The organism is Lacticaseibacillus sp. YLM2-1, assembly GCF_056583465.1.
In genome coordinates this window covers 1,878,281-1,900,063 of sequence record NZ_CM152617.1, presented here as the reverse complement: position 1 = coordinate 1,900,063, position 21,783 = coordinate 1,878,281, and the positions used below count along the sequence as shown (strand labels likewise).

Below are 21,783 nucleotides of genomic sequence, written 5' to 3'. Positions count from 1 at the left end.
TTAACACCCCCGTTAACGGCTTTTTTGCTATAATAGGCCACGAAGCGAGGGGGAACGACCGATGAATCAAGTGGTGCCAGCAGTCAAAAGGAATCTGGATCTTTCGGAGAATCGGCCGATTAAAGAGGCGGTGTACGAAGCGCTTCGCAAGACGATTTTGTTAGGGGAAATACCCAGCGGCGAGCGTATTAACGAAAAGAATTTGTCCGAGAATCTCAATATCAGTCGGACACCGATTCGGTATGCGCTTGAACGATTAGATGAAGAAGATCTGGTCGAACGTAAAACCGGTATCGGTGTCATTGTGAAGGGCATTTCGATCAACGATGCCTACGAGATTTTTGATATTCGCAAGGAATTAGATGTTTTAGCAACACGTAAGGCAATGCGGCTAATGACGCCGGCTCAATTTAAACAGATGCGTGCGCTTCTGGAAGAAACGGATCGGTTGAATGATGCTGGACGGGTGCCTGAAGTCATGGCCAAATTTACCGAGTTTAATAACTTTATTTACGATGCCAGCCATATGTTGCGCCTGAAAATGATTGTCAACCAATTACAAAATTACTTGATCTATTTTCGTGACATCAGTATTAACGGGGATGATCGGCGTAATCTTGCGATTCAGGAACATTGGCTGATTTATCGGGGGATGTTAAACCGCGATGATGATCAAATCAAACTGATCACGCGTGAACATTTGGGCCACTCATTGCAATATATTCTGAAAGTTATGAAGGCAAAGAACATTGAATGAACAAACAATCGCCCAAGCAGCGGTCACGAGTCTGCGGGCAGAGGTTTTGCTGGCGCCGAAGCCGGGCTTAGTTGATCCGGAGTCCAATGGCGCTCATCGCGATATGAACGTCACCACCTTTGAGGCCAGCATTCATGCGCTGGCCCCTTATTTTGGTCAGTATCTGCATGCTGGATTAACGGCGGCAACGGTACCACAGTTGTACCAGCAATTGCGGACGATCGGGGTAAAGGCTGAAAAAGCGATGATGACAGCTACAGTAGGTGTGAATACGCATCGCGGGGCTAATTTTTCTTTTGGGTTTTTACTGGGTGCTTTGGGATGGTTGTTGCAAAAGCAAAGTCTTAAGCAGTTAGTCATGCATGATTTTGCCCCGCTTTTTCCGGCAGTGGCGCAAATTGCACAAGGCGTAAGCGGCGATTTTCGCGATCTCAGTGAAAAAAAACAGTTGAGTCATGGCGAGGCGTTGTATATGAAGCATGGTGTGACTGGCGTGCGTGGTGAGGCGTTAGCCGGCTACCCGACGATCCGGACGGTTATCCTGCCTTACTTACGGCAAACCACGACACGCGGCGATCTGTGCTATCTGCAGCTGATGGTTCATCTGATGGCACAAGTTGAAGATGCTAATGTGTTGCACCGTGGGGGGCCAGCTGGGTTACGGTTTGTTCAGGATGCGGCCAAAGCGTTGTTACATGTACCGGCGTCCCGGCTACCTAATGGGTTGCGCGCTTTAAACGCCGAAATGATTGCACGAAATTTGAGCCCCGGCGGTACGGCCGACTACCTTAGTCTGGCGTATTTTTTTGATGCGTTGATGCAGCAAATGGGATGAGTTCGATGTGCCGAATTGATCCGATTGCCATATTTTGATCCGCAATATTAACCACGTCACTGTCAGTTAAACCGCCAACCTTGCCGCGAATCGGTGGCAGCATCTGACCACTAGGCGTTTGCAGGTTAAGCTGGGCTGTTACTGTTTGGCCTTCTGCATAGGCTTGTAGCAAGATTGCGCGAATGACCGCTTGATCCTGAAGGGGCAGCGGGGGATAAACCAGCGCTTCACTTTTAGATTGCTTCTTTAAAGCGGCTGTATGATCAGAAAGATAGTAGCCTTGCCATTTACGCATGCCGCGATCAAAGTAACGATTTGCGAAAAAATCCGCCACCATGGCATCGAATCTTTCGGTGCCGATTTTTTCTTCATAAGTCATGATGATCACCTCAAATCGATTATACGAACATATGTTTGCTCCAACAAGAGGAAACCACCGCTTTTTAAATGTTACAAAAAGATGACAGCGAGAATGCCGCAATTATTAAGATTTGCTTGTGTTGACATCGTTTTGTAACATTTGATTAGGCAGCATGATAGGCTAGAGATAATAAGAAAAACGGACCTGTCGACGACAGTATGTCTGGTTGGGAGTGAATGACATGAAAAAGTGGTTTTTGTTGGCAACAGCGATTTTGACCTTCAGTGGGGTTTCCGGTGCTGCTCTTTATCAGCATCAGGCAAATGCCGGGACTGACACAAAAACAGTCACTGTCACAACGCCTAAAAAGCAACCAGCTGCAACAGTAAAACCTAAAAAAGAGAATGCGACCGCCTCTTCGACAGTCGCTGTAACAAATTCCTCAGCGGCAACAACACAACCTTCTGAAGAGATCAGCCGTTCGAGCACGGTTACGACTGTGCACACCGAGACAGCTTCGACAGCAAGTACGACTCAAGCAACTTCTTCGGTCAAAGCTGAGGATGTCAGCAACACTGCACCGGTTTATCTCGGCACATGGCAGAATGAGCACGTGACGCTGACAATTACGGCAGACCAGCTGACCGTTGTTCAGGCTGGCGTAACAACAAAAACCGGCTATAAGGTAACGCCAGAAGGCAATGGTTTTGTCTTGATCCCGACAGATGTCGGCGCTGATGCCATTTATTTGGTGCCAGTTAGTGGTGGCCTTGAATGGGTCGCACCCGGTGTCGCATCGCCATTGATTCTGCATCACGCATGAAGTTCTTTACTTAAGATAACCGTGAACCGACCTTTGCACCCGGTGACGGTTGATGTTTTTTAAAATTGACGCATAAAAATAGCGTTGCGATCACCATTCGGAATGAAGGTTGATCGCAACGCTATTTTACTGGCCGAATTTGTTGTTAAGCTCAGTCTGTCGCTTTGTTCAACGTTTTGTCTTCAACCGTCGTAAACAAGTGATGATCAAAAAAGCGCTTGGTTTCTGGCAAGGCAAAACTTGTGTAGTCGCGGGCATGACCGGTTCCGGGCACAACATGCAGTCCGATATCGCGACCAAACATGGCAGCTTGTTGTAAAAAGTGCAAGGCACTTGGCAGTGGCATCAATTCATCAGCTGAATTGAACAACAATGCCGGACCTAATTGATCGGTTAAATGGTTGGTGGGATTGACCGCGGTCAACAAACGCGGGTCTAAGCCGCCAAGGTAAGTCTGCACGAAATACTTATAAAATGAATCATGAATTTCGTGGATCTCGGTAAGACCAAGTTCTTTTTTCCCATCCACAGAAGCCTTTACCATTTGATTTTTTTGAACCCAGTTGGCAAAATCAACAACAGGGGACCATGCAACGAGCGGATAGCCGGAAGCTAAACTGTTTTGCAGAACCATGGTGCCGCCTGAACTTGCCCCCAAAAGTCCCAAACGCTCACGATCAAAATCATAAGGGGAAGCAAGTAACCAATTGATGAAATGATCGAAATCGTTTTGTGCTGTTGGATATAAATATTTAGGGGCTAAGCGAAAGTTCGGAATCGCAAATAGATAGCCGGCATCAGCAAAATATTCACCTAAATCGCTTTCATTTTCCTTATCGCCGCGAAACCAGCCACCGCCGTGTGCATACACGATGGCACCGCCATTGGCTTCGTCAGGTACATAGAGATCGGCGGCTAAATTATAGGCGCTATCGTAGATCACGTCTTTTTCCACTTGCATATTTGCCTGTTCCTCCTTATTCTTGTACATTAACCATAGTCTAACCATAGTCCCAAAACCCGTTTAAATGCAAATCTGGATTCCGATTCGTTCGGTTTTAAGTGCGGAAGAGGGATGGTGAAAGGAAAAAGGTATGCGATATTCATTTACGACAAAGGTGACACGGTCGACAACGGTCAAACGCTGGCTAGCAGAGCAAGGCGTCAGTCATCGCTTGTTCAAAAAAATGCTAGTGGATCATTTGATCTGGGTTGATGGGCAAGCATCTGACAATGGTCCGGTTGAAGCTGGCCAGATTATCCGCTTTGAAATTCCGACTAGCAAAACGCTGACGCCAGAGTTTGCGCCTTTAGAAGTCATTTATGAAGATGCTAATTGGCTAATTGTCTCAAAACCAGCTGGATTGACAAGCGTTCCCGGACCCCACACACCGAATTCGAGTTTATTGAATCGTATTGCGGGCTATTTGGTTGAGCAAAAAATTGACGCACCACAACCAGCCATCATGACTCGACTTGATCGCGATACTGTCGGACTGGTGCTGGCTGCAAAACATCCATACGCACAAGGCCGGTTTGATCAAGCACATCAGCGCACACTGACGAAGCATTACTTGGCGGTTGTCAGCGGTCAATTGCCATCCCCAAAAGGTGAAATTGATGCACCTCTGAAATTAGCGGCGGATGGCATTCACCGAATTGTGGCAGCTGATGGCCAGACGGCGCTGACAAAATACCGGGTTTTAAAAGAAAAAACCAATACTTTGGTTGATGTCCAGTTGCTGACCGGTCGGACACATCAAATTCGCGTTCATTTTGCAAGTTTAGGTCATCCATTAATTGGCGATCACCTTTATGGTCAGCCAGATGCGCGAATACCGTATCAAGCCTTGCAGGCGACGCGGTTGAAATTTACGGATCCTTTTTCGGAAAAGCGGATTACGGCTGAATTGCCGGTGCCGGCTTTGTTTAACCAACTGCTGACAGAAGCACCCCAAATTGAGCCAACAATCTGACCTAGTATGACGTGCAGTAGATTCAGACGAAGACATGAAAAAAAGCCGAAGTGCAAAATGTGTTTGCACTTCGGCTTTTATTAAGGTTAGTGACCAAACGTCGTCAGGCATTTGTATCAGGATGCATCAGGCGATTTTCAACCGTCTGCCAGTTGATGACCTTGAAGAAGGCGTCCACATATTCTGGTCGGCGATTTTGATAATGCAAGTAATACGCGTGCTCCCAGACGTCCAAGCCTAGCAGCGGGTATTGATGATACGTGATTGGTGAATCTTGATTTGCTGTCGTCACAATTTTTAAGGTCGCATTGTCTTTGACAAGCCAGGCCCAACCTGATCCAAAAACAGATAAAGCTGCTTGACTGAATTCGGCTTTGAAGTTGTCAAATGAATCGAAGGTACTTTCAAGATCTGCTAATAATTGGCCGTCCGGTTTGATGGTGCTTTCAGGACTCAGCATCGTCCAAAACAATGAGTGATTATAGTGTCCGCCGCCATTGTTCCGGACGGAAACGCGCACGCTTTCTGGCAGCGCATCAAGCCCTGTCAATAGTTGCTCAATGGATTTGCCGGCCGCCTGAGGAACACCATCTAAACTGGCATTAAGTTTATCAATGTATGTCTGATGATGCTTGTCATGGTGAAGGTGCATCGTTGTTGCGTCAATGTAAGGTTCAAGAGCTGCGTAGTCAAAAGGTAAATCTGGCAAAACAAATGTCATAGGAATCAACCTTTCTTGTTTGAGGACAGCGTCACACACTTACTATAAGTAACTTTAGCATGTTGAAGAATGGCCAGCCTAATAACTTGCTCATGTTAACAATAATGTTGTGCCAGTGGTGGCTCATCAGCAGTCGTAAAAAGACAAAAAAATATCGCGTCCCACCAAGGATAAACACTGATAGGAGGCGATATAGACTGATGAAGTCATTGAATAATTACTTAACTTCGGTGAAAACCACGCGCTTGCGCAGCTTCGGTGAATACTTCTTGAGTTGCAAACGATCAGGTGTATTCCGCTTGTTCTTGGAAGTCAAATAGATCCGTTCGCCGGTTTCATTGTTGCCTAAGATGATGTTATTCCGCATGTTTTAGCACCTCACTTTTTCATAATTTAACCTGTCAAGCATACAGGATTGACAGCCTAAAATCAAGGCTGGGCATTAAACGCTGCAAAAGGTGTAACACCGTGATTTTGCGCAATTTCAGCGACACCTTCAGGATCAGCATCTGCCAAACCGGCCAAATCAATTGAGTCGCTTTCGCCAGTGTCGGCCTGAACGACTTGGAAGAGGGGTTCTGCTGGATAGACGAACAACTGCGATGTTGTTTTGACTTCTTGAGTTTCTTGGGTCAATAGAGGCACGTTTTGCAATGAGCTCAATAATGCTTGATTCGCTTCCAAAAAGTCATTTAATGTATCCCAACTATCAAGAATTGCGATAGGTGGTTCTAGTGGTGTGAGATAAGCAGCAAAGCGATGCAAATCGTCTTCCCATTGACGCACGGCACTTTCGGCGAAGGTTGTCTGATCCAATTGTTGAACTAATAACTGAGAAACAGACTCACTTTTAACCGAATCTGGCATACCAGTGATTCGTGCAGTTAAGTCCGTAATGCACTGGAATGCCTGCTTGACATTCGCTAAAAATTTTAAAATATCCGTTCCGCCAGCACTTTCATATGCTGTTTGAAACTCATTTCCGAGCATGCGATTGTTTGACATGGGAAGTCCTCCTTTAAACGTGCTCACTGACGCCTAAACCGTCTCACAAGGACCTCGAGCACAATGACCATGGCGCATCATTGCATTTGAGGCCACTTATATGCCGGTTTCTAACCGCGCCAATTCACGCTCTTTTTAAACGCGATCACTGGCGCAGAAACCTCCTCATAAGGACCTTGGCCACAATGACCAAAGTGCAGTCATCGCGTCCCAGCCCACTTATGTTCCGGTTTCTAACCGCATCAGTTCACGCTCTCCCTTTATCATAAGCCAATCGCGCGCAGGCAGCACGTTTTTCTACTGGTTATGCCGCCGATGCCAAGTGCTCCAGCCCCATGTACCGGTCAAGATGAGGAGAAGCGCAATGGCGATACCGCTAATGATCCAAGGCAGTTGTGGATTGTCAGGTGCTTTTGTCTTTGGTTTGTTGACAACAGGTTGTAGGGTGTTTTTTGGTAAATGACCGCTATAGTGAAAGGCAAGTGTCTTTGTCCAAGAAAAGTCGCCTGATTTAGCTGTCCATTTGAGGGAATAGTCACCAGCCATGAGTTTGCGGTCATTGAGCAGGATGCTTTGGGTGAAAAAGGAGTGCGGAGCGACGGCTTGCCCCACAAAATGACCGGTTATCAAGGCCTTTTTTGTTCCTGTTTTGCTTAAGGCATAGTCACTCGTGATGTCACCGAACTGATTGCCAGAAGGATTGCTGATGGTTGCTTGGACGGCGGCATAGTGGTTAATCGTACCAATGCCTGCTTTTGTCATTGCCAGTAGTGGCGGATTAGGCGTCTTGAAATCTTGGCGCAAAATAGTGGTGATCCCGATAGCAAAACGATTTGTGAAGCTAACGCCGCTTGCCGACTTGTTGGTGCTGGAGTCATTTTCAGGCGTCACATAGAAACCGCCAGAAATAACGCCAATAAAATGCTGGCTCGGTGCTTTTAACGTATAAGTGACCAATCGCTCTGTTTTGGCTGGAACACTTACTTTTTCCGGCCCGCTAATGAGCGTATTCAAACGGCGTGCATCTTGGTTCAAAGGCGGCATAGCGCGATCAAAGGCGATGGCACCGCTGTCGGTAGTATAAGCAGGGTTCACGGCAATTGTATAAGTTTGCACCTGATCAGATAGGTTGCTGATTCGAAGTTGCAAATCTTCTTGCTGGCCAGGATCGACCTGCAAGTCAAAATAGCCTGCGTCTGCCTGTTTTTGATTACTTGGCAGCACAGGTGTAACAGCAAACTCTGGTGTTGTTGCCGTAGTCTTTTGCCCTGCTGCAATGAGAAATGGACTGATCACTAGCACCATTAGTGCAAACAAAGCGATTCTTTTCATGATAAACCCTCCACAGACCGCTAATACCGTCGTCGAAGCGGTATTGGTGGATGTTTTTATCCAACTTTTATGTAGCAGATAGTTGTCAGTGACTATCTGCAGGTTGAATTGCTCAGGTTGATCGTGATGAACCGACACACCAGTGCAGCCATTTTAATGAAGATCACTACATCTGGCGAAAATATAAGCATGAATAAGGTCGCTAGTTTTCGGATTCGATTGTTTTAAGTCGTTTCATCAACTTGACATATGTGTGTTTCATTTCTGGTCGGTGCGTCCTCCTTTCTTATAAAAAATCCCAGTCCAAGTGTTGGTCACTAGCTTAAACTGCATTCAATATAGTCGGCGATAACGGACAGTTACCAGATAACAACTTTATTTTACCGATTATTTCAATAAACAAAGCGTTGGAAGCTTGTGATGGACGCATCATGAAAGGAGCTAGGGCTTGTTATCTGGTTGCGAATACTCGATAATATGAAAAGAAAAATAGTTTCGTCACTTTAAAATATGGCGAAAAAACCAAAAAAAAGCTGCGACGATCTCACAAAGTAGAAAAATCTTTCCAATTCATGAGACCGTTAGTCTGAAAGGAGCTGCTGATGCTGAAAGGATCGCGAGTCGCTGTCCGGCCATTTGAATTGACTGACGTTGAGGATTATTTCGCCTATGCACATTTAAAACAAGCCACATTACCAGCCGGCATGACCCCCTTAAAGTCACAAGCAGCCGCCTTAGAACACATTCGACGATTTGCCCGTGAAAAGCAGGATTTGGCATTGGTGTATCGGCAGCATGTTGTCGGCAACATTGGCGTCTATCCGCGTGATTTATCGCCGTTGACCGGGGATGATATGACGCGGGAAATCGGCTATATCCTGCATCCCCATTTTTGGCATCGTGGTTTCATGACCGAAGGCTTGCGACTGGTGATCGATGATCAATTTCATAACGGTATTCAAGCCGTCTGGGCAGGTGTCTTTCCAGAAAATATCGCTTCCATCAACTTGTTACAGCGTCTTGGCTTTGATTTTCAGTTCGAAGTGCCGCTCCCTCGTGGGTTGACACCTGATCAACCGCGCAATGAGCGATACTACCGATTACTCCCCAATCAGTTTGAAAAATGAGAAATTACTATAGCTATTTTATGAAAGCCGGGTGAATTCATCCCGGTTTTTCTCTTTTAGATAGGTATCGGTTTGAAAAATGTTATAATGAAAACGAGTAATAGTCTGGAGGTTTCAAGATGACTGTGCAAACAGAGTATCAGCAAGCGTATAACAAGCGGCTTGCAGCGATCGAGGCAGATCCACGGCTAACCGTGCTGTCTAGCATGAATCAACCGCAGGACGCAGCCCAAAAAAAGGTAAGCCAATATATTGTGTTTACTGATTTTAAATTCGATGAGCAAAAGCAAAAAACAAATTCAATTTACGTTTATACGCCTTTTGAAAATGTTGATAAATATGGCCATTCCAAAGCGGATTATCAGTCACAACTTTTGTTTGAAACCAATCGTTGGGATAACGGCATGCACATCACTGTCTTGGAGACCCTTGGGTCGGAGAGCCGGCTCGCTTTCTACGATTTTGAAAATATGGGCTTGGCCCAGCTTGCTTTGAAAGCTTTCATTAATTTGGCAACGAAAGCTGACATTGCCCAAGTCGACGGTACGATTAGTTCGTTTGACAAGGTTAATTTGACAAAGCTGCGGCATATTTTCACTAAATTTGGTTTTACAATTAAACTGACTGATCCGCAGACTGGTATTGGCAAAATCAGTCGTAAGATGCAATGATCTGTTTATCCAGCTTATGCAGTGTATTTAATGAACATCGTCTTTTAGAGGCGGTGTTTTTTTTAACTAATGTGTTGCGGCTCAGCGAAGACTAGGCAAACTATTGGGTCGTGATCAACTTTTGTGGCATGATGGCGTTAGCAAACCATTCGTAAGAAAAGTACGCCGCATTGTCAATGGAATGAAACAGATTTATGGAAATAATGTAACAGCAATTTGCTGTTTAATTGCTGTTTTTCAATAAAAATAGGGTTGAATCGAAACACAATAAGCGTAATATGAAACACATCAATCAGGAGGAAGTGGCAAAATGGCAGAAGAGAAGCGCTATGGCGCGGATTTGATCGTCGAAAGTTTAACGAATCACGGCATTGACTATGTTTTTGGGATTCCTGGAGCCAAAATTGACCGGGTTTTTGAAAGTCTGGAGCATCCTAAATCAGAAAAGAGCCCGCAGCTAATCGTTGCGCGACATGAACAAAATGCGGCGTTTATGGCCGCTGGCATCGGTCGTTTGACCGGCAAACCAGGGGTTGTTCTGACAACTTCAGGACCGGGAGCATCAAACTTGGCAACCGGCTTGGTAACCGCAACGGCTGAAGGTGATCCGGTTTTGGCTTTATCCGGTCAGGTCAAACGCGCTGATTTGCTGCGAAGTTCTCATCAAAGCATGCGTAACGCCGATCTTTTTGCCCCGATCACCAAATATGCGGCTGAAGTTCAGGACCCCGATAACGTGAGTGAAATAATTGCGAACGCGTATCAAGCGGCTGAATCTGGCAAGCAAGGTGCAAGTTTTGTTTCTATTCCGCAAGATGTCACAGATTCGCCAGTCAACTCGGAACCGATAAAACCACTGGTCGCACCAAAACTTGGACCGGCTAGCCCCAGTGATATGACGTATCTGGCGCACGCCATCAAGGAAGCGTCATTGCCAGTGTTGTTGTTAGGAATGCGGGCATCGTCAAGTGATGTAACAGCAGAGATTCGCGAATTACTTTCAGTAACGGAACTACCTGTTGTGGAAACTTTCCAAGGTGCTGGCATCATTTCTCACCGTCAGATTGACAACTTTTTCGGCCGGGTTGGCCTGTTCCGCAATCAACCAGGTGACATGTTGTTACAACATAGTGATTTGGTCATTGCTATTGGGTACGATCCCGTTGAATATGAACCACGTAACTGGAATGCGGATGGCAAGGCGCGCATCATTGTCATTGATGATGTTCCAGCTGAGATTGATCATAACTTCCAGCCGGAAACTGAACTCATTGGTGATATTTCGCAAACGTTAGATATTTTGGTGCCATTGTTACGTGGCTACCAAGTTGCACCTGGCAGCAAGCGTTATTTAGAAGACCTTCAGGCAAAACTGCAGGATAGCGATGTACCACCGGCAATTGCTGATCAAAAAGTGCTTCATCCGCTCAGCATTGTTGCTGCCTTACAGGAGCGGGTCACGGATGAAATGACCGTTGCTGTTGACGTTGGGAGTCATTATATTTGGATGGCCCGGCACTTCAGAAGTTATGAACCACGACATTTGCTGTTTTCCAATGGGATGCAAACGCTCGGTGTCGCCTTACCATGGGCGATTGCTGCAACGTTGGTTCGCCCAGGGAAAAAGGCGGTCTCAGTTTCTGGCGATGGCGGTTTTCTCTTTTCCGGACAGGAATTAGAAACAGCAGTGCGCCTGCATGCAGACTTAGTGCATATTATTTGGAATGATGGCCATTATGATATGGTAAAATTTCAAGAGGAAATGAAGTACGGTCGTGCAGCTGGCGTTGACTTTGGTCCGGTTGACTTTGTGAAGTATGCAGAAGCATTTGGAGCAAAGGGACTGCGGGTCAATAAACCAAGTGAATTAGGGCAGGTTTTGGATGAGGCGTTTGCTACACCAGGCCCAGTTTTAGTTGATATTCCAGTTGATTATTCTGATAATGCGGAGCTTGGCGCGGCGATGCTTCCTGACCAAATTTACTAAGCTTTTGTTCATTCGTCAGCATTGCGCTTGGCGATCGCGTAATAGGAGGAGACCATCTGTGAATACTGATCGGTTATATCAACATGGCACATTGGCAATGCTTGTACCCGGATTGTTTGCTGGTACGCAAAAGATTGAAGAACTGCTGCAGCATGGCAATACTGGTATTGGCACTTTGACGGGGCTAGATGGCGAACTTGTGATCATTGATAGCAAAGTTTATCAAGTCAATGCACAAGGCGCTGTTCGCGAAGTCGGGTCAGAAGAAGAAGTACCGTTTGCAAACGTGCATTATCAAGCTGATAAATCTGTAGGCAAACTACAAGGACTTGATTTGTCAGGCTTTCAAAAAACGGTTTTGGAACGCCTTCAAACGGCCAATCTTTTTGCTGCAGTACGCGTTGAGGGGCGGTTTACGCAGATGCATACACGCGCGGTGTTGCCGCAACAGCCACCGTATCCAACGCTTACTGAAACAGCTTCAGGTCAAAAAGAATTCAACGCTGAGAATATCAAGGGTACATTGATTGGGTATTATTCGCCTGATCTCTATGCGGGTGCGGTGTCACCGGGGTTCCACTTGCATTTTCTTGACGCTGATCATCACATGGGTGGCCATATTCTTGGCTTCGAACTCGACAGTGGCGAATTGTTTCTGCAAAAGTTTAGTGACTTCCAGCTACATCTGCCGACAACCAACGATGCTTTTTTAAAGCAAAAATTTGACACGGCAACACTGGTAGCCGATATTCGCAAGGCTGAGAATTGAGTTAAAGCCTTGTGAGAGGCAGTTGCTGTTGAAGGCCGAACATGTTAACGTGTAAAACAATAACGATTAGAGGTTGCATTTGTCATGAATCCCAACCGCAATGGCCTGAACGCCAGATGCGCGGTTGCAAAAGGGGCGGATGCCGAGATGCCGGATTTGTTCAGAAATCCGACATTGGGCCAGTTGGACAACATCTGCTGGACTGTCGCGAACATCGCGGGGCGCTAATGAATCGGATCACGTTTAGTCATTGTTAGAAAAATGATAAGCTGATGGGTTGATTCTCGCCCGTTGGCTTTTTTTGTGAGCGCGAGCAGGAGCGCTTAGAAACCGGAACATAAGTGGCCTTGAACCTAAATGGCCGGGCTTTGGCCATTTAGGTTCAAGGTCCTTATGTGTAGGTTTCTGCGACTGCGAGCGCGTTATAGAAAGCTAGCCCAGTATCAGTTACGGCCGCCAGTCGAAAGATGCCTTAAATCTAAACGGGCGGCCGGGTTTTGACCATTGCGTCCAAGGTCCTTATGTGTAGGTTTCTGGGCTGGTTCGCGCGTTATAGAAAGCTACCCAAGAGCCGATTATGAGCCACTCAGTCGAAAAATGCTGTGAATCTAAACGGGCCAGCCGTTAGGGCCGACGTCCTTATGTGTAGGTTTCTGCGACTGCGAGCGCGTTATAGAAAGCTAACCCAGTATCAGTTACGGCCGCCAGTCGAAGATGCCTTAAATCTAAACGGGCGGCCGGGTTTTGACCATCGCGTCCAAGGTCCTTATGCGCAGGTTTCTGGGCTGGTTCGCGCGTTACAGAAAGCTAACCTCGCTCCCCGAGCCTCGCATTCTCAACCTATCAAAAACTTCAAAAGGAGCAAACTATTGGCACAGTCAGAATCAAATCAAGTCAAACGTGAACTCAAAACTCGCCATCTCTCCATGATTGCCTTAGGCGGCAGCATTGGCACTGGTCTCTTTGTTGCCAGTGGGAGTGCGATTGCCACCGCTGGACCAGGCGGGGCCATTGCTGCGTATGTCGGCATCGGGTTGATGGTCTTTTTCCTAATGACCAGTCTCGGTGAAATGGCTACCTATGTTCCCGTTTCGGGGTCGTTCTCCGAGTATGCTAGCCGATTTGTTGATCCGGCATTTGGGTTCGCACTTGGTTGGAATTATTGGTTCAATTGGGCAATCACGGTGGCCGTTGATGTGTCCACCACCGCAATCGTGATGCATTTTTGGCTGCCAGATGTGCCTGGATGGCTGATTTCAATGGGGTTCTTAGCGTTGATTTTTGTCATCAACATTATTTCTGTTAAGTCCTTTGGTGAAACTGAGTATTGGCTTTCATTAGTCAAAATTGTCACAGTGCTGGTCTTTCTCGTTGTTGGTTTATTGACCATCGTTGGGATCATGGGCGGCAATGGCCCGATTGGTTTGAAAAATTACACAACCGGAGCGGCGCCATTTGTTGGTGGGTTGCCAGCTACCCTAGCCGTTTTCGTCGTTGCTGGTTTTTCTTTTCAAGGGACTGAACTGATTGGCATTACCGCGGGAGAAAGTGCCACGCCGGAAACGAGTATTCCTAAAGCGATTAAACAGGTGTTTTGGCGAATTTTGCTCTTTTATATTTTATCTATTGCGATCATTGCTGCCATCATTCCCTATACCAGCCCGAATTTATTAGGTGCGAGTGTCGATCAAGTTGCGATTTCGCCATTCACTTTGGTATTTGATCGCATTGGGTTAGCAGGAGCGGCCAGCGTCATGAACGCGGTCATCTTGACATCGGTTTTGTCCTCGGCTAACTCAGGGATGTATGCCTCGACCCGCATGTTGTGGGCAATGGGTGGTTCCGGTTTTGCGCCGCGCGTTTTCCAGAAAACGAATAACCGGGGGATTCCAGTTGCAGCACTGCTGTTAACAACCTTGGTTGGTGCTTTCACCTTTTTAACCAGCATTATGGGACCGCATGTCTATCAACTACTGGTTGCAGCTTCTGGTCTGACTGGATTTCTTGCATGGTTAGGCATTGCTGTCTCACATTTTCGCTTTCGGCGCGCTTTCGTGAAGCAAGGACACGATCTGAGTGAACTCAAGTATCATGCAAAATGGTTTCCGGTTGGCCCAATTCTGGCGATTATTATGAGTCTCATTGTCATCGTTGGTCAGGATTTGCAGGCAGTTCAAAATTTTGCCTGGGGTCGATTACTGGTTTCTTACATGTCAATCCCGCTTTTTATTGTCTTATTCGTCTGGTACAAAGTGAAGCATCGGACAAAAATGATTCCGTTAGACCAAGTTGATTTGTCCGCTCACCGAGATCACCGAAATTAACGATGCAAAAAGGCAGTTTCCACACATTGAACTGAGTGGGAACTGCCTTTTTAGGTGATGCTATCACCACTTAAAAGTACCAGTTTCTGATGAGCGTGCTGAAGCTGTTTTGCCGAGATAAAGGCGGCGAATCAACATATAAAGTTGGAAAATAGCACTGTCGTCATCATCAATAATCCAAGTGGCAACCTCGCCTTTGAAATCCGATGGTGCTGCTGCTCTAATGGCGGCTTCATTGTCGACACTGGTAATCACCAAGTCAGCTTCCTGACAAGGCGCATCATCTGGCAACAAATCAACGACACTAAGATCGTCCAGAAAGTTTACCAAACGGCGATTGAGGAGATCATGTCCTAGGTAAACCAGCTTCACTTGCACAACTGGTGTTTCTGAGAAGTATCGCAAATAAGGAGCCAAAAGATAATGAATAATGCGCAAAAATCCTGCATTTTTACCAAGAAAACGACGGTAGGCAGGGGTGTCTGGCAAACCAGCGATGAACGTTTGCAAGGTATGGTACAGCTTAGTCTCTGTGTATGGCAGCCCTTCAGGTTGATAGTAATCCACGATGTGCATGAAATCGCCGCCCAGAAACTCATTGTTCAACGCGATCCGAGCTAGATTCAGAACTAGCTCGTGTTCGTGATAAACATCGAAATCACTGTCAGGTCGAACATGAGCATTCAAAAAAGCCAAGAGTCGCTTAGTGAAATCTGTCGTCACGGTTTTTTTGTCACTTAGGTAGCGGATAAAAGCATCACTCGTGGCGTCAGTTGGTAAAAATGTAATGGTGCGATTTTGCTGAAAGTAGAAGAAGTCGTTTTCGCTTTTCATAAACCGTGTGTCGTAAGCAGGAAACATTTCTTTCGTGTAAACCGGATATTGAAAAGGTGAATACTCATCGAAAATTTTGTCAAATGGCGCCGCGCCGTCAACGAAATGGTTGCCACTTATGCGTACGCGGCTGATGGCCCAAAACAATACTTCTTCAAGAATATCGACCGGATTCTTTTTGGCACTGGGTAAGGCGGTGTATTCCTGAACAATTTTTTGTTCATCTAAAACTTTGAATGGCCAATCGACGCCGTGGTAGCCAATCCAATAGAAGGCGAACAAGAACAATCTGATGCGGCTTTCCTGACCGGCAAAGCCTAAGTCGCTAAAGGACAACTTAAGCTGATATCGTTTAAGAAGATTACGGAGAGCAGACGTCTTGCGAACCAACGTGGAACGGCTGATATAATGGGCACGACAGAACTTGTCTGTGGACGGGTGATTAGCTTGCACAATGTAATCGACAAATTGGAACGCGATAGCGTGCTGCAACAAATACAGATGATAATCGTCCACTGTAATATCGATATCGACCAGAAGACTGATTTGTTTCCGTTTCATTTTTTCTGGATGTTTTGTTAAAACTGTCAAGTCGCGGAAAAGTTCCTGCAAGATGTTATACCCTTGCTGATAGGAAAGGTCTAGGTGCTGACTGAGGGTATTGATCGTGTATGTTTGCACATTGGTATCTTTGATCGCTGCGAACATTTGGAACTTCTGCAGATCAGCGCGATCTAAAAAAGTTTGTTCATACAGCATGGTACACCCCCTTATCTAAAAGCAATTCACCCCTACCTACGTCAATTATAACAAAAAAAGTAAAAATGATGACAGTTTGTTAGTGAAACATTGAACTTTAGGGAAACCCGCTATTTTCTAAAGCCGAGTAAATGAACAATAACAATTTGGTATAGTTTTTAGACCCGACTTGTACTCGTAACAGGGGTGAATACCTGCGTCTTGACAAAGTATGACGTATAATAAAAGACACAAAATCGTATTTTAGGGGTGGGGAGTCCATGGAAGCCAATCACGACATCTTTTTGTCGATGTCCGACGCTGAAAAGCTCAATTTGTTTCACGCCATTATCTCGGCACGAATTGCGCAGACGCCGGTGAGAACGCAGTTGGCTGGTGATCACGCACATTATTCGGTTGTCGGCGATGTGAATTTAAAACAAATTGCGGCGATTACTAATCGTAACTATGGGAGTGTCTATAATACCTACACTGGGTTGGTTAACTCTCTGGAGGAGATACTGGGTCGCAAGCATGCGTCCACTAAAATGTTGTTTGCCATTCCAATTGATGAATTTCGCTATGATCTGGTGAAAAAGTCGAACCCATATCGTTTTTTGGACGCAGTTTTATATAAGCGCTATCAAAACTTTGATGACTTTTTAATGGCGTCCGATAGTTCCAAAGCCACCATTTTGCGACATCTGAAACCTATTCGCGGTTACGCCAAAACCTGTGGGGTTCAATTTTCATATGAGACATTGTCGTTTATTGGGTCAGAATTAAATATCCGAATTTTTTTGGGGTTAACATATTGGTTAGCAACGAATGGCGCGGATTGGCCATTTGAAAATATGACGCATGAGCGTGCCAGCGAAATTCTTGATGCCGTTCTTAAAGCCTTTAAAGGCGGCGATGTGAATGTCGTTACACGTGAATTGTTGCTCTATTACATTGCGGTGGCACATCAACGCATTTTGACAGGGCAGGTGTTGACGCATGATCCGGATTCACAGATTTTACGGTATCCAATGCCAAATCTGTTTTCACCAATTGCTGAAGCGCTGACTGACGAACATCCAGTTTTAGATGGCTTATCTGAGCAGCAGCAACAAGGGGAAAGCGATGCGCTCTATTTTCTGTTTAATTTTGCGCCGCTGTATATTGTCAGTGATGGCCCGCTTGAGCGACGTGTGATCGAACGGTACAACCGCTATAATCCCGAAATTTATCAGTTGATTCAAGCCTTCTTTGCGTGTTTTCCATATAACTTTAAGCTACATCTGCAGTTGCCAGAAGAGACGTATAATTTGTTGTTAGCCAATATGCTGAGTGTCACCGTCAGCGTGCTGGTGTTCAAAAAAGACTTCACAACAACTTTACTCGCTGAGTTCAGTTCCAACATGCAGCAGACCAAAGATGATCCGGCTTTCTATGCTCAGATCAAAGCCACGCTTGAAAAAGTAGTGGATGAAGAACATCTCGAATCGTTTGACGGGTACATTGATGTTTTGGCCGAAGCGCTGTATCGCAACTTGCACCAACTACTCATCCAATTTCAGCCGCCAAAGAAAATTGTGGTTGCGCCAGTTGTTGAACAAACGATTACCGGCTATATTGACTTGCTAGCGTTTTTGCACGCTATTCCATTTGTCGAATTAGCATCGCCCAATGCTAATCTGAAAGATGCCGACTTGGTCATCACGACTTCGGTTGCGCCAGTCAAAAAAGTAGCCGGCAAGGCACAGATATTCCCATGGCATATCAATGTTAGCAATGACCATTACGGCCAACTGTATGCCTTACTCCGTGAACTTTGGGATAAAAAAGTTTTAGAAGATGCCCGGTTCATTTATTAAAAGACAAATAGCTGCTTGCATTTGGGCCAAGAGGACTGGCTCCCATTATTTTTGAATAAAAACAGTGTGGGCGCTTGTTAATCAGTGCTAAATGCGGTAATTTTAAGAATGAATAGCAAACACGTCTGAAGCGTCTATTGGATGATCAAGAGAGACAGCGGTTGGTGAAAGCTGTTAGCCATCCATATTCCAGCGCCTTAGTGGGTAGTGATGAACTGCACGGCCACTGACCGTTATCAGTTATTGAGGGTGGCGCATAGGCGTCAAACTTGGGTGGCACCGCGGAATGGCCTTTCGTCCCAACGAGATGGAAGGCTTTTTGTGTGCACTGAGATTTCAGACGCATCATGACCATATGAGGAGGACAAACCATGTTAGATCTAAAACTGATCCGGCAAAAACCGGAATGGGCCAAGGAAAAGTTAGCTGCACGTGCGATTAAAGGTGAAGAGATTGATGAATTATTAGCTTTGGATACGGGCCGGCGTCAGGTGACCGTTCAAACTGAAGAGCTTAAAGCCAAGCGCAATGATGTTTCAGGCCAAATTGCGGTTATGAAACGGAACAAAGAAAATGCTGACGATCAAATTAAGGCCATGCGGGAAGTAGGCCAAAAGATTGCGGCTTTAGACAAAGAACTCGCCCAGCTAAATGAAAAAGTAACCTATATTCTCGTCCGATTGCCAAACTTTCCGGCCGATGACGTACCAATGTCGTTAAATGAAGACGATTCCCGTGAAGAATACAAATGGGGAAACATGCCAACGTTTGATTTTGAACCAAAGCATCACTGGGATATTGGTGAAAAATTAGGCATTCTGGATTTTGAACGCGCGGCGAAGGTTGCCGGTAGCAGATTTGTTTACTATAAGGGCGCTGGTGCACGTCTTGAACGCGCCGTCTATAACTTCTTCTTGGATGAGCACCAAAAAGAAGGGTATGAAGAAATCATTCCCCCATACCTCGTTAACAATGATTCTATGTTCGGTACTGGTCAATTTCCAAAGTTTACTGATGCGACCTATACGATCACGAATGATGGTGAACCACTGACTCTGATTCCAACAGCAGAAGTGCCTCTGGTCAACTATTATCGGAATGACATTATTGATGCTGAAAAACTTCCAGTTAATTTCACCGCACTTACACCGGCTTTTCGTTCTGAAGCTGGCAGTGCCGGTCGCGATACTCGCGGCTTGATCCGGATGCATCAATTTAATAAGGTCGAAATGGTCAAGTTCTGCAAGCCTGAAGATTCTTGGAAAGAACTTCAAAACTTGATTCACGATGCCGAAGATCTTTTGCAAAAGCTCGGATTGCCTTATCATGTCATCACGCTGGCAAGTAATGACGCTAGCTTCACCAGTGCGAAGACGAATGATCTGGAAGTCTGGATGCCAGCGCAAGATCGCTATCGTGAGATCTCAAGTTGCAGCAATTGCACTGATTTTCAGGCGCGTCGTGCACAAATTCGCTATCGTGATGACGACGGCAAATTGCAGTTTGTCCACACGCTCAATGGCTCAGGGCTTGCTGTAGGGCGAACAGTGGCTTCTATTTTGGAAAATTATCAGCAAGCTGATGGTTCTGTGAAAATTCCTGATGTGCTTGTACCATACATGCAAGGACAAACCGCAATCACCAAGGAAGATTAATTGTTTCATGCATCTTTATGCAGTGAATCGCAAATGATTCACTGTTTTTTTAATGCAAACGTTCGGACTTTAAATTCTTAGCAAAACCTCATTTAAAAAGTGTTGACGCGGGTTCGTAAAGTTGATAATATATTCTCCGTTGTCAAATTCATAACCGATTGCGAGATTCATATCGGTTGCATGTTTATTCAAAAAGTTGTTGACATATTTCAACAGCTAGTGATAATATATGAAAGTTGTCTTTTGACAAGGTCGTCCTTTGAAAACTGAACAAAGTTTCGTTTAAATGTGCAGGGTCCTTGGTACTTCGGTACCGAGGCAAGAAGTAACATTTGCGAAGTCAATTCGCTAGAACAACAAATCGAGCTATTCGAACAGCTCATATTTATATGAGAGTTTGATCCTGGCTCAGGATGAACGCTGGCGGCGTGCCTAATACATGCAAGTCGAACGAGTTCTCGTTGATGATCGGTGCTTGCACCGAGATTCAACATGGAACGAGTGGCGGACGGGTGAGTAACACGTGGGTAACCTGCCCTTAAGTGGGGGATAACATTTGGAAACAGATGCTAATACCGCATAGATCCAAGAACCGCATGGTTCTTGGCTGAAAGATGGCGTAAGCTATCGCTTTTGGATGGACCCGCGGCGTATTAGCTAGTTGGTGAGGTAATGGCTCACCAAGGCGATGATACGTAGCCGAACTGAGAGGTTGATCGGCCACATTGGGACTGAGACACGGCCCAAACTCCTACGGGAGGCAGCAGTAGGGAATCTTCCACAATGGACGCAAGTCTGATGGAGCAACGCCGCGTGAGTGAAGAAGGCTTTCGGGTCGTAAAACTCTGTTGTTGGAGAAGAATGGTCGGCAGAGTAACTGTTGTCGGCGTGACGGTATCCAACCAGAAAGCCACGGCTAACTACGTGCCAGCAGCCGCGGTAATACGTAGGTGGCAAGCGTTATCCGGATTTATTGGGCGTAAAGCGAGCGCAGGCGGTTTTTTAAGTCTGATGTGAAAGCCCTCGGCTTAACCGAGGAAGCGCATCGGAAACTGGGAAACTTGAGTGCAGAAGAGGACAGTGGAACTCCATGTGTAGCGGTGAAATGCGTAGATATATGGAAGAACACCAGTGGCGAAGGCGGCTGTCTGGTCTGTAACTGACGCTGAGGCTCGAAAGCATGGGTAGCGAACAGGATTAGATACCCTGGTAGTCCATGCCGTAAACGATGAATGCTAGGTGTTGGAGGGTTTCCGCCCTTCAGTGCCGCAGCTAACGCATTAAGCATTCCGCCTGGGGAGTACGACCGCAAGGTTGAAACTCAAAGGAATTGACGGGGGCCCGCACAAGCGGTGGAGCATGTGGTTTAATTCGAAGCAACGCGAAGAACCTTACCAGGTCTTGACATCTTTTGATCACCTGAGAGATCAGGTTTCCCCTTCGGGGGCAAAATGACAGGTGGTGCATGGTTGTCGTCAGCTCGTGTCGTGAGATGTTGGGTTAAGTCCCGCAACGAGCGCAACCCTTATGACTAGTTGCCAGCATTTAGTTGGGCACTCTAGTAAGACTGCCGGTGACAAACCGGAGGAAGGTGGGGATGACGTCAAATCATCATGCCCCTTATGACCTGGGCTACACACGTGCTACAATGGATGGTACAACGAGTTGCGAGACCGCGAGGTCAAGCTAATCTCTTAAAGCCATTCTCAGTTCGGACTGTAGGCTGCAACTCGCCTACACGAAGTCGGAATCGCTAGTAATCGCGGATCAGCACGCCGCGGTGAATACGTTCCCGGGCCTTGTACACACCGCCCGTCACACCATGAGAGTTTGTAACACCCGAAGCCGGTGGCGTAACCCTTTTAGGGAGCGAGCCGTCTAAGGTGGGACAAATGATTAGGGTGAAGTCGTAACAAGGTAGCCGTAGGAGAACCTGCGGCTGGATCACCTCCTTTCTAAGGAAACAGACTGAAAGTCTGACGGAAACCTGCACACACGAAACTTTGTTT

General features: G+C 46.2%; 18 protein-coding genes, 1 rRNA gene and 1 riboswitch. Of the genes, 12 read left to right on the top strand and 7 right to left on the bottom strand.

Annotated elements, in window-relative coordinates; all coding sequences use genetic code 11:
• Window positions 1-61: 61 nt before the first annotated feature.
• The gene (locus tag AC07KQ_RS09240) at window positions 62-757 is read left to right on the top strand and encodes a GntR family transcriptional regulator (protein WP_003566168.1); all 696 of its coding nucleotides are present in this window, start codon (window positions 62-64) and stop codon (window positions 755-757) included.
• Complete coding sequence (gene citG / locus AC07KQ_RS09235; RefSeq protein ID WP_173959223.1) at window positions 750-1,592, top strand: triphosphoribosyl-dephospho-CoA synthase CitG; 843 nt, start codon at window positions 750-752, stop codon at window positions 1,590-1,592. The genes AC07KQ_RS09240 and citG overlap by 8 nt, the downstream gene beginning before the upstream one ends.
• Here citG and AC07KQ_RS09230 read toward each other — a convergent pair.
• Window positions 1,546-1,971, bottom strand: a complete 426-nt coding sequence (locus AC07KQ_RS09230) for a hypothetical protein (protein ID WP_003566163.1) — start codon at window positions 1,969-1,971, stop codon at window positions 1,546-1,548. The genes citG and AC07KQ_RS09230 overlap by 47 nt on opposite strands.
• A gap of 223 nt (window positions 1,972-2,194) precedes the next feature.
• On the opposite strand from AC07KQ_RS09230, the gene AC07KQ_RS09225 reads away from it, so the two are divergent.
• Window positions 2,195-2,776: a hypothetical protein gene (locus tag AC07KQ_RS09225; RefSeq protein ID WP_016379408.1), complete on the top strand. Its 582-nt coding sequence runs from the start codon at window positions 2,195-2,197 to the stop codon at window positions 2,774-2,776.
• Window positions 2,777-2,927: 151 nt separating this feature from the next.
• Here AC07KQ_RS09225 and AC07KQ_RS09220 read toward each other — a convergent pair whose 3' ends face one another.
• Complete coding sequence (locus tag AC07KQ_RS09220; RefSeq protein WP_016379407.1) at window positions 2,928-3,737, bottom strand: alpha/beta hydrolase; 810 nt, start codon at window positions 3,735-3,737, stop codon at window positions 2,928-2,930.
• Window positions 3,738-3,870: 133 nt separating this feature from the next.
• Between AC07KQ_RS09220 and AC07KQ_RS09215 the strand changes: the two genes are divergently transcribed.
• On the top strand, window positions 3,871-4,752 hold the full coding sequence (locus AC07KQ_RS09215) for an RluA family pseudouridine synthase (protein ID WP_016379406.1): 882 nt from the start codon (window positions 3,871-3,873) through the stop codon (window positions 4,750-4,752).
• Between the two features lie 103 nt (window positions 4,753-4,855).
• Here AC07KQ_RS09215 and AC07KQ_RS09210 read toward each other — a convergent pair whose 3' ends face one another.
• From AC07KQ_RS09210 to AC07KQ_RS09195, 4 genes are all read right to left on the bottom strand, one after another.
• Complete coding sequence (locus tag AC07KQ_RS09210) at window positions 4,856-5,473, bottom strand: superoxide dismutase (RefSeq protein WP_003588188.1); 618 nt, start codon at window positions 5,471-5,473, stop codon at window positions 4,856-4,858.
• A 217-nt stretch (window positions 5,474-5,690) separates the two neighbouring features.
• A complete protein-coding gene (rpmG, locus tag AC07KQ_RS09205) occupies window positions 5,691-5,840 on the bottom strand; it encodes a 50S ribosomal protein L33 (RefSeq protein WP_003566154.1) in 150 nt (49 codons plus the stop codon).
• 62 nt (window positions 5,841-5,902) lie between these two features.
• Window positions 5,903-6,478 carry a hypothetical protein gene (locus AC07KQ_RS09200; protein WP_003566145.1) on the bottom strand — a complete coding sequence of 192 codons (576 nt, stop codon included), beginning with the start codon at window positions 6,476-6,478 and terminating at the stop codon, window positions 5,903-5,905.
• 297 nt (window positions 6,479-6,775) lie between these two features.
• On the bottom strand, window positions 6,776-7,810 hold the full coding sequence (locus AC07KQ_RS09195; protein WP_016379405.1) for a DUF916 domain-containing protein: 1,035 nt from the start codon (window positions 7,808-7,810) through the stop codon (window positions 6,776-6,778).
• Between the two features lie 602 nt (window positions 7,811-8,412).
• Between AC07KQ_RS09195 and AC07KQ_RS09190 the strand changes: the two genes are divergently transcribed.
• The 5 genes from AC07KQ_RS09190 to AC07KQ_RS09170 all read left to right on the top strand — a co-directional run bounded on the left by AC07KQ_RS09190 (window position 8,413) and on the right by AC07KQ_RS09170 (window position 14,688).
• Window positions 8,413-8,937 carry a GNAT family N-acetyltransferase gene (locus tag AC07KQ_RS09190; protein ID WP_003566141.1) on the top strand — a complete coding sequence of 175 codons (525 nt, stop codon included), beginning with the start codon at window positions 8,413-8,415 and terminating at the stop codon, window positions 8,935-8,937.
• A 119-nt stretch (window positions 8,938-9,056) separates the two neighbouring features.
• Window positions 9,057-9,608, top strand: a complete 552-nt coding sequence (locus AC07KQ_RS09185; protein WP_003566139.1) for a hypothetical protein — start codon at window positions 9,057-9,059, stop codon at window positions 9,606-9,608.
• A 310-nt stretch (window positions 9,609-9,918) separates the two neighbouring features.
• On the top strand, window positions 9,919-11,595 hold the full coding sequence (gene alsS / locus AC07KQ_RS09180; protein ID WP_003570709.1) for an acetolactate synthase AlsS: 1,677 nt from the start codon (window positions 9,919-9,921) through the stop codon (window positions 11,593-11,595).
• Window positions 11,596-11,653: 58 nt separating this feature from the next.
• Window positions 11,654-12,364, top strand: a complete 711-nt coding sequence (budA, locus tag AC07KQ_RS09175) for an acetolactate decarboxylase (protein WP_003566135.1) — start codon at window positions 11,654-11,656, stop codon at window positions 12,362-12,364.
• A 59-nt stretch (window positions 12,365-12,423) separates the two neighbouring features.
• Window positions 12,424-12,599, top strand: a riboswitch (Lysine riboswitch).
• A 634-nt stretch (window positions 12,600-13,233) separates the two neighbouring features.
• Window positions 13,234-14,688, top strand: a complete 1,455-nt coding sequence (locus AC07KQ_RS09170) for an amino acid permease (protein WP_003573317.1) — start codon at window positions 13,234-13,236, stop codon at window positions 14,686-14,688.
• Window positions 14,689-14,751: 63 nt separating this feature from the next.
• Here AC07KQ_RS09170 and AC07KQ_RS09165 read toward each other — a convergent pair whose 3' ends face one another.
• A complete protein-coding gene (locus AC07KQ_RS09165; RefSeq protein ID WP_003566131.1) occupies window positions 14,752-16,281 on the bottom strand; it encodes a helix-turn-helix domain-containing protein in 1,530 nt (509 codons plus the stop codon).
• A gap of 260 nt (window positions 16,282-16,541) precedes the next feature.
• Here AC07KQ_RS09165 and AC07KQ_RS09160 point away from each other — a divergent pair, with 260 nt between their 5' ends.
• The 3 genes from AC07KQ_RS09160 (at window position 16,542) to AC07KQ_RS09150 (ending at window position 21,729) form a co-directional block, all read left to right on the top strand.
• Window positions 16,542-18,119 carry a helix-turn-helix domain-containing protein gene (locus AC07KQ_RS09160; protein ID WP_263774146.1) on the top strand — a complete coding sequence of 526 codons (1,578 nt, stop codon included), beginning with the start codon at window positions 16,542-16,544 and terminating at the stop codon, window positions 18,117-18,119.
• 371 nt (window positions 18,120-18,490) lie between these two features.
• Entirely contained in the window at window positions 18,491-19,774 is a 1,284-nt protein-coding gene (gene serS / locus AC07KQ_RS09155) for a serine--tRNA ligase (RefSeq protein ID WP_173959220.1), read from the top strand.
• Window positions 19,775-20,159: 385 nt separating this feature from the next.
• Window positions 20,160-21,729, top strand: a 16S ribosomal RNA gene (locus AC07KQ_RS09150).
• Window positions 21,730-21,783: the final 54 nt, after the last annotated feature.